The sequence below is a fragment of the Arthrobacter sp. S39 genome, from assembly GCF_004320525.1.
Taxonomy (GTDB): domain Bacteria; phylum Actinomycetota; class Actinomycetes; order Actinomycetales; family Micrococcaceae; genus Arthrobacter.
Window position 1 is genome coordinate 60196 of record NZ_SIHX01000008.1, and the last position, 15120, is coordinate 75315.

Annotated in this window: 12 protein-coding genes; 8 read left to right on the forward strand and 4 right to left on the reverse strand. The window is 68.5% G+C overall.

The features are described from left to right. Positions 1 to 50: 50 nt before the first annotated feature. The 5 genes from dxs to EYS21_RS16215 are packed head-to-tail and all read left to right on the forward strand — an operon-like array spanning position 51 to position 5222. Entirely contained in the window at positions 51 to 2024 is a 1974-nt protein-coding gene (dxs, locus tag EYS21_RS16195; protein ID WP_131134277.1) for a 1-deoxy-D-xylulose-5-phosphate synthase, read from the forward strand. Further along, positions 2021 to 2638: a DUF402 domain-containing protein gene (locus EYS21_RS16200; protein ID WP_242633456.1), complete on the forward strand. Its 618-nt coding sequence runs from the start codon at positions 2021 to 2023 to the stop codon at positions 2636 to 2638. Before dxs ends, EYS21_RS16200 begins: the two co-directional genes overlap by 4 nt. Further along, positions 2635 to 3195 carry a hypothetical protein gene (locus tag EYS21_RS16205; RefSeq protein WP_131134278.1) on the forward strand — a complete coding sequence of 187 codons (561 nt, stop codon included), beginning with the start codon at positions 2635 to 2637 and terminating at the stop codon, positions 3193 to 3195. Before EYS21_RS16200 ends, EYS21_RS16205 begins: the two co-directional genes overlap by 4 nt. 11 nt (positions 3196 to 3206) lie before the next feature. Then, positions 3207 to 4184: an aldo/keto reductase gene (locus tag EYS21_RS16210; protein ID WP_131134279.1), complete on the forward strand. Its 978-nt coding sequence runs from the start codon at positions 3207 to 3209 to the stop codon at positions 4182 to 4184. Between the two features lie 12 nt (positions 4185 to 4196). Then, the gene (locus EYS21_RS16215; RefSeq protein ID WP_131134280.1) at positions 4197 to 5222 is read left to right on the forward strand and encodes a nucleoside hydrolase; all 1026 of its coding nucleotides are present in this window, start codon (positions 4197 to 4199) and stop codon (positions 5220 to 5222) included. Positions 5223 to 5250: 28 nt separating this feature from the next. On the opposite strand, the gene EYS21_RS16220 is transcribed toward EYS21_RS16215, so the two are convergent. Further along, on the reverse strand, positions 5251 to 6675 hold the full coding sequence (locus tag EYS21_RS16220) for a mycothione reductase (RefSeq protein WP_131134281.1): 1425 nt from the start codon (positions 6673 to 6675) through the stop codon (positions 5251 to 5253). A gap of 230 nt (positions 6676 to 6905) precedes the next feature. On the opposite strand from EYS21_RS16220, the gene EYS21_RS16225 reads away from it, so the two are divergent. The 3 genes from EYS21_RS16225 to EYS21_RS16235 are packed head-to-tail and all read left to right on the forward strand — an operon-like array spanning position 6906 to position 10109. Continuing rightward, on the forward strand, positions 6906 to 7778 hold the full coding sequence (locus EYS21_RS16225; protein ID WP_131134282.1) for an ECF transporter S component: 873 nt from the start codon (positions 6906 to 6908) through the stop codon (positions 7776 to 7778). A 10-nt stretch (positions 7779 to 7788) separates the two neighbouring features. After that, positions 7789 to 8532, forward strand: a complete 744-nt coding sequence (locus EYS21_RS16230) for an energy-coupling factor transporter transmembrane component T (protein WP_131134283.1) — start codon at positions 7789 to 7791, stop codon at positions 8530 to 8532. A 2-nt stretch (positions 8533 to 8534) separates the two neighbouring features. Continuing rightward, positions 8535 to 10109 carry an ABC transporter ATP-binding protein gene (locus EYS21_RS16235; RefSeq protein ID WP_131134284.1) on the forward strand — a complete coding sequence of 525 codons (1575 nt, stop codon included), beginning with the start codon at positions 8535 to 8537 and terminating at the stop codon, positions 10107 to 10109. 39 nt (positions 10110 to 10148) lie between these two features. Here the strand turns inward: EYS21_RS16235 and EYS21_RS16240 are convergent, their stop codons facing one another. The 3 genes from EYS21_RS16240 to EYS21_RS16250 all read right to left on the reverse strand — a co-directional run bounded on the left by EYS21_RS16240 (position 10149) and on the right by EYS21_RS16250 (position 15096). Continuing rightward, on the reverse strand, positions 10149 to 12353 hold the full coding sequence (locus EYS21_RS16240) for a 3-hydroxyacyl-CoA dehydrogenase NAD-binding domain-containing protein (RefSeq protein ID WP_131134285.1): 2205 nt from the start codon (positions 12351 to 12353) through the stop codon (positions 10149 to 10151). Further along, a complete protein-coding gene (locus EYS21_RS16245; RefSeq protein ID WP_131134286.1) occupies positions 12350 to 13645 on the reverse strand; it encodes a thiolase family protein in 1296 nt (431 codons plus the stop codon). Before EYS21_RS16245 ends, EYS21_RS16240 begins: the two co-directional genes overlap by 4 nt. Before the next feature lie 122 nt (positions 13646 to 13767). After that, on the reverse strand, positions 13768 to 15096 hold the full coding sequence (locus tag EYS21_RS16250; protein WP_131134287.1) for an HRDC domain-containing protein: 1329 nt from the start codon (positions 15094 to 15096) through the stop codon (positions 13768 to 13770). Positions 15097 to 15120: the final 24 nt, after the last annotated feature.

A 15120-nucleotide genomic window follows, 5' to 3' on the forward strand; every position in this document is an offset into this window, starting at 1 on the left:
CAGACGCGTTAGAGTTAACAGGCACGTCTACCACCTGAAGGAGGGGTCATTTGGGACTCTTGGACGCCATCCGGAATCCGCAGGACCTGAACGGGTTGTCCGAAAAGCAGCTGCCCGAACTGGCTGCTGAGATCAGGAGTTTCCTGATCACGAACGTCTCCCAGACAGGCGGACACCTCGGCCCCAACCTTGGCGTGGTTGAACTGACCCTTGCCGTGCACCGCATTTTCGACTCGCCCCGCGACAGCATCGTCTTCGACACGGGACACCAGTCGTACGTGCACAAGCTCCTCACTGGACGCCAGGACTTCAGCACGCTCCGCCAGCAGGGCGGCCTGTCCGGCTACCCGTCCCGCGCCGAATCCGAGCACGACATCGTGGAAAGCTCGCACGCTTCCTCGTCCCTTTCCTGGGCGGACGGCATCTCCCGCGCCCGGCAGCTCACCGGGGAAGGCGACCGCTACACCGTCGCCGTCGTCGGCGACGGCGCCCTGACCGGTGGCATGGCCTGGGAAGCCATCAACAACATCGCAGCCGACAAGCGCCGGCGCGTGGTGATTGTGGTCAACGACAACGGCCGCTCCTACGCTCCCACTGTCGGGGGCTTCGCCGACTACCTCGCCTCGCTGCGCCCCACCATCGACTCCTTCCGCGCCGCCCCCGCGTACGAGGGCACCCTGGACTGGTGGAAGAAGAAGCTCCAGAACGGCGGCCCCGTGGGGCAGTTCACCTACAAGAGCCTCCATGCCATGAAAAAGGGCATCAAGGACTGGTGGGCCCCGCAGGGCATGTTCGAGGACCTCGGCATGAAATACATCGGCCCGGTGGACGGCCACAACCTCCAGGCCATGGAGCACGCGCTGTCCACCGCCAGGAACTACGCCGGCCCCGTCATCGTGCACGCCATGACCGAAAAGGGCCACGGCTACGCTCCCGCCCGCGCCCACGAAGCCGACCAGTTCCACGCCGTGGGCATCATCGACCCGGAAACGGGCGAACCCACGGGCGCTGCCGGCGCCCAGTCCTGGACGTCCGTCTTCGCCGATGAGATCGCGGAGATTTCCGATGAACGGGCCGACATCGTTGGCATCACCGGCGCCATGCTCATCCCCGTGGGCCTGCACAAATTCGCGGCCAGGCACCCTGACCGCGTCATCGACGTCGGGATAGCTGAGCAGCACGCCCTGACCTCCGCGGCCGGCATGGCCTTCGGCGGCCTGCACCCCGTCGTCGCCGTCTACGCCACGTTCCTGAACCGCGCGTTCGACCAGCTCCTGATGGACGTTGCCCTGCACAAGGCCGGCGTCACCATCGTCCTGGACCGGGCCGGCGTCACAGGCCCGGACGGCGCAAGCCACCACGGCATGTGGGACATGTCCATGGTGCAGATCGTGCCGGGACTGCACCTGGCCGCGCCGAGGGACGCGTCCAGGCTGCGGGAGGAACTCCGCGAGGCCGTTGCCATCAACGATGCCCCCACCGTGGTCCGCTTCTCCAAGGGCACGGTCGGCGCCGAGGTTGAAGCCATCGAACGGCTCGGCGACGGTGTGGACGTGCTGGCCCGCAGGCCGGCCGGGTCCACCGAAAACGACGTCCTGATCGTCAGCGTCGGAGCCATGTCCGAACTGGCCCTGGACGTCTCCAACCGCCTTGGCGCGCAGGGAATCAGCACCACCGTGGTGGACCCGCGCTGGGTCCTGCCGGTGCGGCGTTCCATCATTGCCCTGGCTTCCCACCACCGCCTGGTCATCTGCATTGAGGACGGCGTCCGCGCCGGCGGCGTCGGGTCCCGGATCCGGCAGGAAATGCGCGCCGCCGGGGTGGACACCGCCCTGAACGAGGTTGGCCTGCCCGTGGAGTTCCTCGACCACGGCACCAGGAGCCAGGTGCTCGAACGCGTCGGCCTGACCGCGCAGCAGATAACGCACGACGTCGTCGCCCAGGTTCTGGGAACAAAGGTCCCCTTTGCGCGTCCCCTCCCGGGCCAGGAACACCCCACCACCGGCAGCCTTCCGATTCTGTGAGGGAAGAAGACGCACTGAAGTACCCGGGCTCCGTGGGGGAATCCGGTCCGGCCATGCACACCAGCACCACCCGGGTTCCGGGCCAGCTCCAGCCCGGCCAGCTCGTGGTGGCCCGGAACAGGAAATGGAACGGCAAGGCCCACTGGGTGGTCCCGGGCCGCTACCTGGGCGAAGACCGGCACGGCTGGTGGATTTTCCAGGGGACCAACGAGTTCTGCTCCCGGCCCGGCGCCGCGTTTTACACCCAGTCCGACGCCGTGCTCCTGGTGCCGCGCTCCGGCGACTGGGTTGCCACGTTCTACGATGACGCCCACCCCAGCGGTGTCCGCGTGTACGTGGACCTGGCCGTTGCCCACGAGTGGACGGACATCCGGCCTGCGGTCACCGAGTTCCATGTGATCGACATGGACCTGGACGTTATCCGTATGGAAGGCCGCGGCGTCTTCATCGACGACCAGGACGAATTCGCCGACCACAGTATCGCCATGAATTACCCGGACCGGCTGGTTGAGGACATCCAGGCCGCCGCGGATCAGCTTTACCAGGCCGTCAAGGCACAGCACGCACCGTTCGACGGAACAGACATCGAATGGTTCACGAAGGGACGGTCATGAGCGGAATCATCAGGGTCTACAAACGGGACGACGAGGGAGTGCTGCACTTCCGCGAAGGATGGTTCGACGAGGACTACAGCCAGTTCGTGATGAACTACGGCGTGGTGGGCCACCAGAGCAAGACCGAGGAGACCGACGTCGCCGATGCCGCCGCCGTGGAGGGCCTCATGGATGCGTTCGCCGTGCAGTGCACGGAGGACGGTTACGCCGAAATCCCCGACGAGGAGCAGTTCTGGGTGGTGGCCCAGTTCGCCCTCAAGACCAAGGACGGCACCGAGCGGGACCGGTACCTTGAGGAAAAAGCCAAGGACGCCCTCATCAGCCACCTCGCCTGGCGGGGGCTGGGCACGGTTGAACGCTCGGAGTTCAGCGACTACAAGCTGAACATCTTCTGCCTGTGCCCCGAGGTGAACAAGGCCGTCAACGCGATCAAGGTCTGCAGCCGCGGCGAGGACCTGGACTTCACCAAGCTCAGCATCGGTGCCGCATCCTTCACCGAACCGGACAACTTCAAGCTCAAGCACTCGGCGAAGCCGGCCAACAGCTTCAGCCTCTAGACGGGACATCCATGACTGAATACCGACGCCTCGGAAACTCCGGCCTCACCGTCTCCGTGGTGGGACTGGGCTGCAACAACCTGGGCCGGGCCCATACGGCCACCGAGTCCCAGGAGGCCACTGACGCCGTCGTCCATGCAGCCCTCGACGCCGGCGTGACGCTGTTCGACGTGGCCGACACCTACGGGCGCGAACCCGGGCTGAGCGAAACCATGCTGGGGAAGGCCCTGGCCGGCCGGCGGGATGAAGCCGTGGTGGCCACCAAGTTCGGGATGGACATGCGCGGGGCCAACGGCCGCGACTTCGGCGCCCGGGGCTCGCGCAGCTACATCATCCGGGCCGCGGAGGCGTCGCTGCGGCGGCTGGGCACCGACTGGATCGACCTTTACCAGTTCCACACTCCGGACCCGCTGACACCGATCGACGAAACGCTGTCCGCCCTTGATGACCTGGTCAGCAGCGGAAAAGTCCGGTACATCGGCCACTCCAACCGCGCCGGCTGGCAGATCGCCGAGGCTGAGTTCGTGGCACGCGCCGCCGGCGGCACACGGTTCATTTCCACGCAGAACCACTACAACCTGCTGGACAGGCGCGCCGAGCAGGAAGTCACACCGGCAGCCGAAGCGTACGGCCTTGGCGTCCTGCCCTACTTCCCGCTGGCCAACGGGCTCCTCACCGGAAAATACTCGCCGGACACGGCGCCCGAGGGGACGCGCCTGAGCCACACCCGCACCCACCTGGTGCACGACGCCGACTGGGGCCAGCTCAAGCGGTTCAGCGCCTTCGCCGACCAGCGCGGCCTGTCCGAGATCCAGGTGGCGTTCTCCTGGCTCGCCGCCCAGCCGTCCGTCAGCAGCGTGATCGCCGGGGCCACCAGGCCCGAACAGATCCGGCAGAACGCGGAGGCGGTGGCATGGGTGCCGACGCCCCAGGAGCTTGCCGAGCTGGATGACATTTTCCCCAAAGTCCCCAAAGTCGCACTCTTCTAGGGGGCTGCACCGATGACCAGGCTCCTGCTGGACGTGGATACCGGGATCGACGACGCCCTGGCGCTGGCGTATCTGTCGTCGTTGCCGGACGTGGAGTTCGTGGCCGTGACGGCATCCCCGGGAAACGTTGATGCGCACCAGGTGGCGCGGAACACCCTCGCCATGCTGGAGCTGTGCGGACGCACCGGGGTGGAGGTCGCCGTCGGCGCGGACGTTCCACTGTCCATCCCGCTGGTGACCACGCCGGAAACCCACGGACCCCAGGGCATTGGCTACGCCGTCCTGCCTGCGCCGTCCGGGACCGTCTCGGACCGGCACGCCGCCGACGTCTGGGTGGAGGCGGCACGGGCCCACCCGGGAGAGCTGACGGCACTGATCACGGCGCCGCTGACCAACTTTGCCCTGGCCATCCGGCGCGAACCGAGGCTGCCCGAACTGCTGGGCAAGGTGGTGATCATGGGCGGCAGCTTCTACCACCAGGGCAACACCACGCCCACCGCCGAATGGAATACGCACGTTGATCCGCAGGCGGCCAAGGAAGTTTATGCGGCCTACCGCGGCTTGCCCCTGGACCGGCTGCCCATTGTCTGTTCACTGGACACCACGGAGCGGATCGAGCTGCGGCCCGAGCATGTGCTGCGGCTCGCCGAGGCGGCCGGCTGCAGTGAGCGGGAGCTGGTCCTGCCGAAGCAGCCTGAAGGGCTTCGAAGCACGGCCGACAGTCCGCTGGTGCGGCACCTGTCCGATGCCCTGCGCTTCTACTTCGAGTTTCACCGCCTCTACGGCCAGGGCTACGTGGCGCACGTCCACGATTACTTCGCGGCCGGTGTGGCCGCCGGGACGCTCGATTACGCAACCCGCCTGGCCACCGTGGACGTCGAGGTTGACTCGACCCTGCTGATGGGGACCACCGTGGCCGATTACCGGAACCTGTGGAAGCACCCGCCCAACGCCCGGATCGTCTCGGACAACAAGCCCGAACAGGCCTTCGGGGAACTCATCCGGTCCGTCGGCGGCCTCGCCGCGCGGCTGCGCTAAGCGTCCCACCGGCACTCACCCGCCAGCCCTACAGCGGGGCGTTGTCAGGCACGTCCACGTCCAGGGCCAGCAGGGCGTTCTCCACCACCTCAGTCAGCGCCGGGTGGATCCAGTAAGGACCGCGCGCCAGCGTCTGGACCGGCACGTCCGTGGCCATCGCCTGGACCAGCGGCTGGATGAGGATGGAAGCTTCGTGGCCCATGATGTGCGCGCCGAGCAGGCGCCCGGTGGACTTTTCCGCCACCAGCTTGACCACGCCTTCCTCGTCCTCCATGGCCCAGCCGTAGGCCGTGCTGCCGTAGTCCTGGACCGCCGTCACAATCTCCGTCCCCGCCGCTGCCTGCGACCTGGCGTCCTCCTCCGTCAGGCCCACCGAGGCCACCTGCGGATTGGAGAACACGGCAAACGGCACGGCCGTGTAGGCGATGGACCGTAACCGGTCCGGGTGTTCAAGGTTGTGCGCCACCACCCGGGCTTCCCGGTTGGCGACGTGCTTGAGCTGGTAGCTGTTCGCGATGTCGCCCAGGGCGTACACACCCTCCACAGGCTTGCCGCCGGCGAGGACCCTGAGGTTGCCGTCCACGGAGAGGGTGCTGTCCTCATTCAGGTCAAAGCCGGCAGCGTCCACGCCCAGCCGGTCGGTGTTCGGCACCCGCCCGGTGGCCATCAGGACAATGTCCGCGGCCACACGCAGCGGCCTGCCGCCGTCGTCCGAGAACACCACGGTGACTGAGCCGTCACCGTTGTCCTCCACGGCCTGGGGCGCATAGCCCAACTCCAGCCGCCAGCGGCTGGCGGCAGCCTCCGCGAATCGCCCGGCGATCTCCCGGTCGTTGCCGCGCAGCAGCCGCCGGGAACGGTTCACCTGGGTGACGGCGGCGCCGAAGCCATGGAAGACAGCGGCGAACTCCGCCGCGATGTAGCCGCCGCCGACGATCACCACCCTCTCCGGCAGGCCATCAATGCGCATCACCGTGTCGGAGGTGTGCACCTGCGGCAGTCCGATCCCCGGGACGTCGGGGAGCACGGCGCGTGAGCCGGCGGCCACCACCACCCGGTCCGCGGTGAGCTCCACGGCTGTGTCGGTGACGAGCGTCCGGGGACCCGTGAACCGTACGTGTTCCTGGTATAGGTCCACGTTGTCGAGTTCATCCGCCCGATACCGCCGGCCGGACTCGGAAATCGAATCGATCCGGCCGAAGATCCTGTCCCGCACGTCATTCCAGTGCACCTTGTCCAGGCTCAGGTCCACCCCGAGGCGTCCGGCTTCCCGGGGCGTGGCAGCCAGCCCGGCCGGATACACAAACATCTTGGTGGGGATGCACCCGACGTTCAGGCACGTGCCGCCGAACACCCCGCCGTCGATCATTGCCACCCTCTTGTCGTCCCAGAACGGAGTGATCAGTGAATTGCCGGAGCCGGAGCCGATGATGGCCAGGTCGTAGTGGGGCATGCATCCGTCTTTCGTGAGGTCAACAGCGGCACGGCGGGCGTTGGCGGGCCGTCCCGTGAGTCTATGGCAGGCGCGGGTCCACGCCGGAACAGAGGCTTCGACGTATGGCCGCCCGGTAGACTGGATGCGGACCGGCCGGCCACTCCTGCCGGCTGCCGCCGAGGTGACATAGGCGGCGTTCCGCCCCGCCCGGGCTTACCGGGCAAGCTACGAACCTTCGAAGGAACGCCATGTCATCGCCCTCCCTCACCCTGGAATCCCCGACGCCGGCAGCCGCACGGAAGCGCCGCCTGCTGGAAATCCTCGGTGCCCTGGCCATCGCCGGCACGTACATCTACCTGGTCCTCAACCAGCCCGCCGACATCACCGGCGGGCCGGGCAGCGCGTCGGCCCTGATTGCACTCTCCGGGTTCCTGGCGGGCGCCGTCCTGCTGATTGTGGCCGTTCTTCCCACCCTTCCCGTCTCCACGCTGGTCCTGATTCCCGTGGCCCTGGTGCTCAATATCGTGCTCGGCCAGTTCGTCGGCAGCACGCTGGTGCCCTTCTACCTGGACGCCATCGGTACGGTGCTGATCGCCGTCCTCGCCGGACCCGCCGCGGGGGCCGCCACAGGCGCACTCAGCAGCATCGTGTGGTCTTTCTTCAACCCGACCGTCCTGCCGTTCGCCGCCGGTGCCGCCCTGATTGGCTGCGTGGCCGGCCTCGCCGCGCGGTATGGCCTGTTCCGACGGTTCTACCTTGCCCCGGTGGCGGGCTTCCTGGCCGGCATCATCGGCGGTGTGGTCTCCGCCCCCATCGCGGCGTTTGTCTTTGGCGGCACGTCCGGCCTGGCCACCGGCGCCATCGTGAGCGCGTTCCGCTCCATGGGGGACACCCTGCTTGCCGCCATCACCAAGCAGGCGCTGATCTCCGACCCCATGGACAAAGCCATCGTCTTCACGCTGGTGGCCGTCCTGGTCTATGCCCTGCCGCGCCGCACCCGCCAGCAGTTCCCCTTTGTCGGGCGCCACCGCGTGCTGGCCGGGGCTGGCCAGTCCAAGGGCCTGCCCGCCGGCCGCACCACGGTCCGGTCCACGGTCCATTCCACCGGCCAGGATTCCTGACCCGCCCCTGATGCGCCTCCATCCCTTCACGTCGCTGACGGCTGCCGGCAGCACGGCAGTCATCACGACGGCGGCCGCGAGCCTGCCGCTGTCGCTCACGGTGATCGCCGGTGCGGCATTCCTGGCCGCCGCCGGGGGAGCAGGACGCCGGATGGCTCCGGCAGCGGCCGGGATACTGGTTCCCCTGGTGCTCTCGCTGTTCATCCTGCATGGACTCTTCTTTCCCGAAGGCACGTCCGTCCTGGCGCAGTGGGGCCCGGCCAGGGTCACTGCTGAAGGGCTGCGCTTCGCCCTGGAGCGGACTGCCCAGCTCTCAGCATCAGTGCTGGTGCTGCTGCTGTGTTCCTTCACCATCAGCGTCCCGGACCTGGTGGCTGCCCTGTCCGCCCGCGGCGTCCACGCCCGGTTCGCCTTTGTGCTCGCCTCCACCCTGACCCTGCTGCCGGCCATCAGCACACGCCTGGCGCGGATCCGGCAGGCACAGGAAGCCCGCGGCCTGGTGATCACCGGCGGCGTCTTCCGGCGGCTGGCCGCTTTCCGGTGGCAGGCCATTCCGCTGGTCCTGTCGCTGGTGGAGGAGGCCGGTACCCGCGCGGCAGCCCTGGAGGCCCGCGGCTTCGGAAATTCCGGGGCCCGGACCAGTTACCGGGAGGTTCCGGATCCGCCCCTGCAGCGCCGGCTGCGCCCGGTCCTCCTGCTCGCGGCCGCCGCGGCAATCGCTGTCCGCCTCTGGCAGCCGACGGCGGGTGCTTGAGGATGGCGGAACTGACCACCCCCGCGCTGGCCGCCGGGATTGAATCGTTCACGTACCCCGGCGACGCGGCGCCTGTCCTTGACGGCGTTGACCTGTCCCTCGCCGCCGGCACGCTGACAGCAGTGCTGGGCGGTTCCGGCAGTGGCAAATCAACCCTGGGACGCCTGCTCGCCGGCTGGCTGCTTCCCGGCGCCGGCGGGACCCTGACCGGGTTCCTTGACCTGGGCGGCACCAGGCTGCGGTTCACCGGAGGGGCCGCTGATCCGCGCATCAACCCCGGCAGCTGGGGCCGCAGCGTGGGCTTTGTGCCCCAGGACGCCGCGGCGGCCCTGTCCACCGTCCGGGCAACTGTGGCCGAAGAATTGGCGTTTGGGCTCGAAAACGCCGGAGTGGAACGGGCCGCCATGGCCGAAGCTGTCCGGCGTACGGCATCACAGACCAGTCTGGCCCACCTGCTGGACAAGGATCCCGCGACCCTTTCCGGCGGGCAGCTGCGGCGCCTGGCCATCGGATGCGCCGTCATTTCAGGCCCCGCCGTCCTGGTGATGGACGAACCGTTTGCATCCCTCGACCGGTCGGGGGCGGAGGACCTCGCGGACCTGGTGCGGAACCTCGTGAAGGACGGCACCGCCGTCGTGGTCCTGAGCCAGCGGGCCGATGACCTGCTGCTCGACGCCGATTCCTGGCTGCTGCTCACCGGCGGCACGGCGGCAATGGCGGGCACGCCGGCGGAGGTCTCCGCTGCCGGGGTGCTGGAGGCGGCCGGTGTGGTTTGCCCCCGGCAGACCGCCGGATCCGGCATCCTGCCGCCGGTGTGCGCTGCGCCGGTATCCGGCCCGCCCGCCCTGGAACTGAGGCACGTCTCGTTTGCTTACGAAGGCAAGCGGCGGCGGGCATGGGCACCGGCCACGCCGGAAGCCGCCGCACCCGTCCTGGACGGCCTCAGCCTGTCCGTCGCGGCAGGCGAGATTGTGGCCGTCACCGGATCCAACGGCGCCGGAAAGTCCACGCTGCTGCGGCACCTTAACGGCCTGCTCCGGCCCACGGCCGGCAGCGTCCTGGTCAACGGGCGGAACATCGGCGGGCAGCCCGCGGGGCGTGTGTCCGGCGAGGTCGGGCTCCTGTTCCAGCAGCCCCGGGACCAGCTGTTTGAGCGGACCGTGGAGCGGGAAGTCCGCTTCGGCCTGGACCGGCACCGGCGGCGCCGGCTTTCGGCGGCACTCGGCCGCCCTACGGCCAATGACCATGGCGTGGCCGCGGACCGGGCAGCACGGCAGGCCCTCGACGCCGTCGGCCTGGAGCATCTCGCCGGCCGGCACCCGGCGGAACTTCCGGCGTCGCAGCAGCGCCTGCTTGCGCTGGCCACTGTCCTGGCCCGCCGCCCGGCTGTCCTCGCCCTGGACGAGCCCACCGTTGCCTTGGACGGGCATGGACTGGCGGTGCTGGACCGGGTGGTGCGGCAGGCCGCCGCGGAGGGCACCGCCGTCGTGCTGGTCACGCACGACCACGACTACGCCCGGTCCATCGCGCACCGGCTGGTGCACCTGGACTCCGGCCGGCTGCAGAGCGCCGGCTGATTCCGCCAGCGGCTGGGTTTCCAGCCGCTGGCGGATTCCCTAACTGTTGACCGGTTCCTGGCTGGCCGGGTTCGCGCTCACCGATACCGATGGGCCGGAAGCGATTCCCGGCGCGAGGAAGCGCCTGCCGTTGACCCGCTCCGACGCCCCCACGCGGTCCAGGTACGGCGTGATGCCGCCGAGGAACATGGGCCAGCCCGCGCCCAGGATCATGCAGAGGTCGATGTCTTCAGGACCGGCCACCACGCCCTCATCCAGCATCAGCCCGATTTCCTCGGCCAGGGCATCCTGGACACGGCGCAGCACATCATCCCCGGTGGACGGAGACGTGCCGAAGGACATCAGCGACAAGGTGGACTCCGGGATCTCCTGGGAGCCGTCGGCCGCCGGGGACCAGAGAGCTTTCACGCCGTTGTCGATCAGCTTCTTCAGGTTGGCGGACACCGCAAAGCGGTCGCCGAAGGCTGCGTTCAGGGACTCCTGGACGTGCTGCGCCACGGGCAGTCCCACCATGGCGCCCAGCGTGAACGGGGTCATCGGCAGGCCCATGGGCCGCAGGGCGGTGTCGGCAACGTCGGCGGGGGTGCCTTCATCAAAGGCTGCGGTGACTTCACCCATCAGCCGCAGCAGGATCCTGTTCACCACAAACGCGGGGGCATCCTTGACCAGGACGGCCGTTTTCTTCAGCCCCCTGGCGAGCTCAAAAGCGGTGGCCAGGACGGCGTCGTCGGTCCTGGGCGCGCGCACGATTTCCAGCAACGGCATCACAGCTACCGGGTTGAAGAAGTGGAAGCCGACCAGCCGTTCCGGGTGTTCGAGGTCAGCGGCCATGGCGGTCACGGAGAGCGAGGACGTGTTGGTGGCCAGGATGCAGTCCGGCCGGACAATCGCCTCCACCTCGGCGAACACCTGCTTCTTGACGTTCAGCTCTTCGAAGACGGCCTCAATGACAAAGTCGGCGTCCGCGAAGGCTTCCTTGGAGACCGATCCTGTCACCAGTGCCTTGGTCCGGTTGGCGGCGTCCTGGCTGATCCGCTTCTTCGCCAGGAGCTTGTCCACCTCGGCATGGACGTAGCCCACGCCCTTATCCACCCGGGCCTGGTCGATGTCCGTCATCACCACGGGGACCTTGAGCTGACGCGCGAACAGCAGGGCCAGCTGGCTGGCCATGAGCCCCGCGCCCACGACGCCGACCTTGGTGACCGGGCGGGCCAGTTTACGGTCCGGGGCGCCGGCCGGGCGCTTGGAACGTTTCTGGACGAGGTCCAGGAACGCGTACACCGTGGCCCGGAATTCGTCGGTCTGCATCAGCCCGGCGAGTGTTTCGCACTCGAGGGCAGCTGATTCGGCCTGGGACATGGTGCGGTTGGCCTCGAGAATGTCCAGGACCCTGGCCGGGGCCGGGGAGGCGTTGGAGGTCTTGGCCTCCACGACGGTCCGGCCAGCGGCGACAGCCGCGGACCACCGTCCGGCGACGCCGGGATCGGCGGGGTCGACGGCGTTGGCCCGCTCCGGGACCACCTCTCCGGTGATGACCCTGGCCGCCCAGGCGAGGGACTGCTCCAGGAAGTCCGCGGGTTCGAACAGGGCGTCGGCGATGCCCAGCCGGAAAGCCTCGGGTCCGTTGAGGGTCCGGTTGTTGCCCAGCGGGTTCTCGATCATGACCTTGACCGCGGCCTCCGGTCCAATAAGGCGCGGCAGGATGTATACCCCGCCCCAGCCGGGGACCAGCCCGAGTGCAGCTTCCGGCAAGGCCAGCGAGCCGGCACCGGTGGATACGGTGCGGTACGTGGACTGTAAGGCGATCTCCAGGCCGCCGCCGAGGGCAACGCCGTTGATGAACGCGAAGCTGGGAACGCCAAGGTTGGCCAGGGTGGCGTAGACGTCGTGTCCGAGCTGCGCCATCCACAGGCCATGCTCGCGCTTCTCCAGCGACTTCACGGCTGAAAGGTCCGCGCCGGCGACGAGGAAGTACGGCTTGCCGGTCACGCCCACGCCCACGATTTCGCCGCGGGCGGCACGTTCCTTCAGTCCCTCCAGGACGGCGCCCAGTTCCACCAGGGTGTTGGGGCCCAGGGTGGTGGGTTTGGAGTGGTCGAGGCCGTTGTCCAGGGTGACCAGTGCGAAGGTGCCGGGGCTGGATGTGCCGGGCGTCGCCGGGAGCGCGATGTCCCGGACGTAGGAGTGCGTCACGGTTTCGTGCGGGAAGAGTTCGGCAAACGTGGAGAAATCGGCGGCGCTCATGCTGCGGCTCCTTCGGTGGCGGCGTCGGCGTGCTGGCGGGCGGTGGTACCGGTGGCGCCGCTGTAGCCCGTGTATTCCGAGTGACGCGGGTTTTCCCAGATGACCGTGGCGCCCATGCCCAGGCCGATGCACATCGTGGTGATGCCGTACCGGACGGAGGGATCCTCCTGGAACTGCCGTGCCAGCTGGTTCATCAGCCGCACGCCGGAGGATGCCAGGGGGTGGCCCACCGCGATCGCACCGCCGTACCGGTTGACCCGGGGATCGTCGTCGGAAATCCCGAAGTGGTCCAGGAAGCTCAGGACCTGCACGGCAAAAGCCTCGTTGATTTCGAAGAGGCCGATGTCATCGATGCTGAGTCCGGCGTTCTTCAGGGCCTTCTCGGTGGCCGGCACCGGGCCGATGCCCATGACTTCAGGTTCGACGCCCGCATAGGCGTAGCTGACCAGCCGCATCTTGACGGGCAGGCCGAGCTCCGCGGCCGCTTCTGAGGAAGCAAGGAGGGCGGCGGTGGCGCCGTCGTTCAGGCCGGCGGCGTTTCCTGCCGTGACCCGGCCGTGGGCCCGGAACGGCGTGCGGAGGGCGGCCAGGTCCTCGAGCGTGGTGCCGGGCCGTGGCGGCTCGTCAACGCTGTTCAGGGTCCAGCCTTCGCCCTGCTTGAGCGTGGCCACGGGCACCAGGTCGGGCTGGATCTGGCCGTTGCCGTAGGCGGCGGCCAGTTTGTCCTGCGAGGCGACGGCGTACGCGTCCGTGCGGTCCTTGGTGATGGCCGGGAAACGGTCGTGCAGGTTCTCGGCCGTGTTGCCCATGTTGAGTGCGGCAGGATCCACCAGGCGCTCGGACATAAAGCGCGGATTGGGGTCGGCGCCGGAGCCCATCGGGTGGTTGCCCATGTGCTCCACGCCGCCGGCAATCACGACGTCGTAGGCGCCGAAGCCGATGCCGCTGGCCGTGGTGGTCACAGCGGTCATGGCGCCGGCGCACATGCGGTCGATGGCGAATCCGGGGACAGAGCGGGGGAGGCCGGCCAGGAGCGCCGCGGTGCGTCCCAGGGTCAGGCCCTGGTCCCCGGTCTGGGTGGTGGCGGCGACGGCCACCTCGTCCACGCGTTCGGCAGGCAGCGACGGATTGCGGCGAAGGAGCTCGCGGATGCATTTGACCATCAGGTCATCAGCCCGGGTTCCGGCGTAGATGCCTTTCTCGCCGGCCCGGCCGAAGGGTGTGCGGACGCCGTCAACAAAAACGACGTCGCGGACAGTGCGCGGATTTCCGCTGCTTCCGTGGTGGCTCACGTATAACTCCTCATCGAGACGTTGGCGCCGGTCAGCGCCCAAAGGGCAGCACTGTTCCGGACGGCAGTGCACCCTATGTTACTCGCCAGTAACTTAGTGTGCAAGGCTCGGCAAGGAGGCGTTTACTCGGCGGCCGGGGCTGCCTTGGGCTCCTTGGGCGGCAAGGGCTGGCGGTCCAGGAACGCCGCCGTGATGAGCGGAGCGACCAGTCCAACCTGCCATTCCCGGGCACCCAGGGAGCGGAGTTCCCCGGCAACCGTTTCTTCGCTGATCTCTGCCGGCGGACGCCACGCGATGCGGCGCAGGTAGTCGGGCGTCAGCAGGTTCTCCAGCGGAAGGTTTGTTTCCTCCGCCTTCTCCTGCAGGAGCGGCCGTGCCGTGGCGAGCCGTGCGGCAGCCTCGGGATCCCGGTCGGCCCACACCCGGGGCGGGGGCGGGGCGTTGGTGGGCAGGTGCAGCGGGGGCAGGTCCGTCAGATCGCGGGCAGCCGCGATGCAGCGGAGCCAGCGCGGAGCCTCGCGCTGGGCCGCCCTGCCGTGGAAACCCTTGGTGCCGAGCAGCTGGGGAACGGTGGAAGGCATCGCTTTCGCGGCTGAGACGAGGGCGGAATCGGGGATGAGCCAGCCTGGTGCCACGTCCCGCTTCTGGGCCAGTGAATCACGCTCCAGCCACAGCTCGCGGACTGCGGCGAGCTGGCGGCGGTCGCGGATCTGGTGCAGGCCGGAGGTCTTGCGCCACGGGTCAACCCGGGGCGGGGCCACGCCGGCCTCGAGGATGGCTGCGAATTCCTGCTCCGCGTATTCGAGCTTGCCGTCCGCCTCCAGCAGTTCGATGAGTTCCTCACGCAGTTCGGTAAGGACTTCAACGTCCAGGGCGGCGTAGCGCAACCAGGGTTCTGGCAGGGGACGGGTGGACCAGTCGGCGGCGGAATGTTCCTTGGCCAGGCCGAAACCCAGCAGCTGCTCGATCACCGCGGCAAGGCCGACGCGGGGGAGGCCTGCCAGCCGTGCAGCGAGTTCGGTGTCAAAGAGCCTGTCCGGCCACATGCCCAGTTCCGACAGGCACGGCAGGTCCTGGCTGGCCGCGTGCAGGATCCATTCCACGCCCTGGAGGGCGTCGTTGATGATGTCCAGGTTTTCGAAGGGCTCGGGATCGATCAGCCAGGTGCCGGAGCCTTCGCGCCGGATCTGGACCAGGAAGGCGCGCTGGCCGTACCGGAAGCCGGAGGCGCGCTCGGCATCCACGCCTGCGGGCCCGGTGCCGGCGGCGATGGCAGCGGCGCAGCGCTCCAGCCCTGACTGGGTTTCGATCACCAGGGGGACGCCGTCGCGCGGTGCGTCAAGGTCTATGACCACGGGGATGGGGCTGTCGAAGCCGTCCACCGTGATGTGGGGAGTGGTGTCAGCAGCCGGAGCGCCGGCTGTGGTGTTATCCGGAATGTGAGGGGTCATGGTGCCTTCAGTTTACCGACAAGG

Coding starts and splice junctions, on each gene's coding strand:
- EYS21_RS16205 (WP_131134278.1), top strand. CDS start 2,635: ATGAGCGGAATCATCAGGGTCTACAAACGGGACGACGAGGGAGTGCTG.
- EYS21_RS16210 (WP_131134279.1), top strand. CDS start 3,207: ATGACTGAATACCGACGCCTCGGAAACTCCGGCCTCACCGTCTCCGTG.
- EYS21_RS16215 (WP_131134280.1), top strand. CDS start 4,197: ATGACCAGGCTCCTGCTGGACGTGGATACCGGGATCGACGACGCCCTG.
- EYS21_RS16220 (WP_131134281.1), bottom strand. CDS start 6,675: ATGCCCCACTACGACCTGGCCATCATCGGCTCCGGCTCCGGCAATTCA.
- EYS21_RS16225 (WP_131134282.1), top strand. CDS start 6,906: ATGTCATCGCCCTCCCTCACCCTGGAATCCCCGACGCCGGCAGCCGCA.
- EYS21_RS16230 (WP_131134283.1), top strand. CDS start 7,789: ATGCGCCTCCATCCCTTCACGTCGCTGACGGCTGCCGGCAGCACGGCA.
- EYS21_RS16235 (WP_131134284.1), top strand. CDS start 8,535: ATGGCGGAACTGACCACCCCCGCGCTGGCCGCCGGGATTGAATCGTTC.
- EYS21_RS16240 (WP_131134285.1), bottom strand. CDS start 12,353: ATGAGCGCCGCCGATTTCTCCACGTTTGCCGAACTCTTCCCGCACGAA.
- EYS21_RS16250 (WP_131134287.1), bottom strand. CDS start 15,096: ATGACCCCTCACATTCCGGATAACACCACAGCCGGCGCTCCGGCTGCT.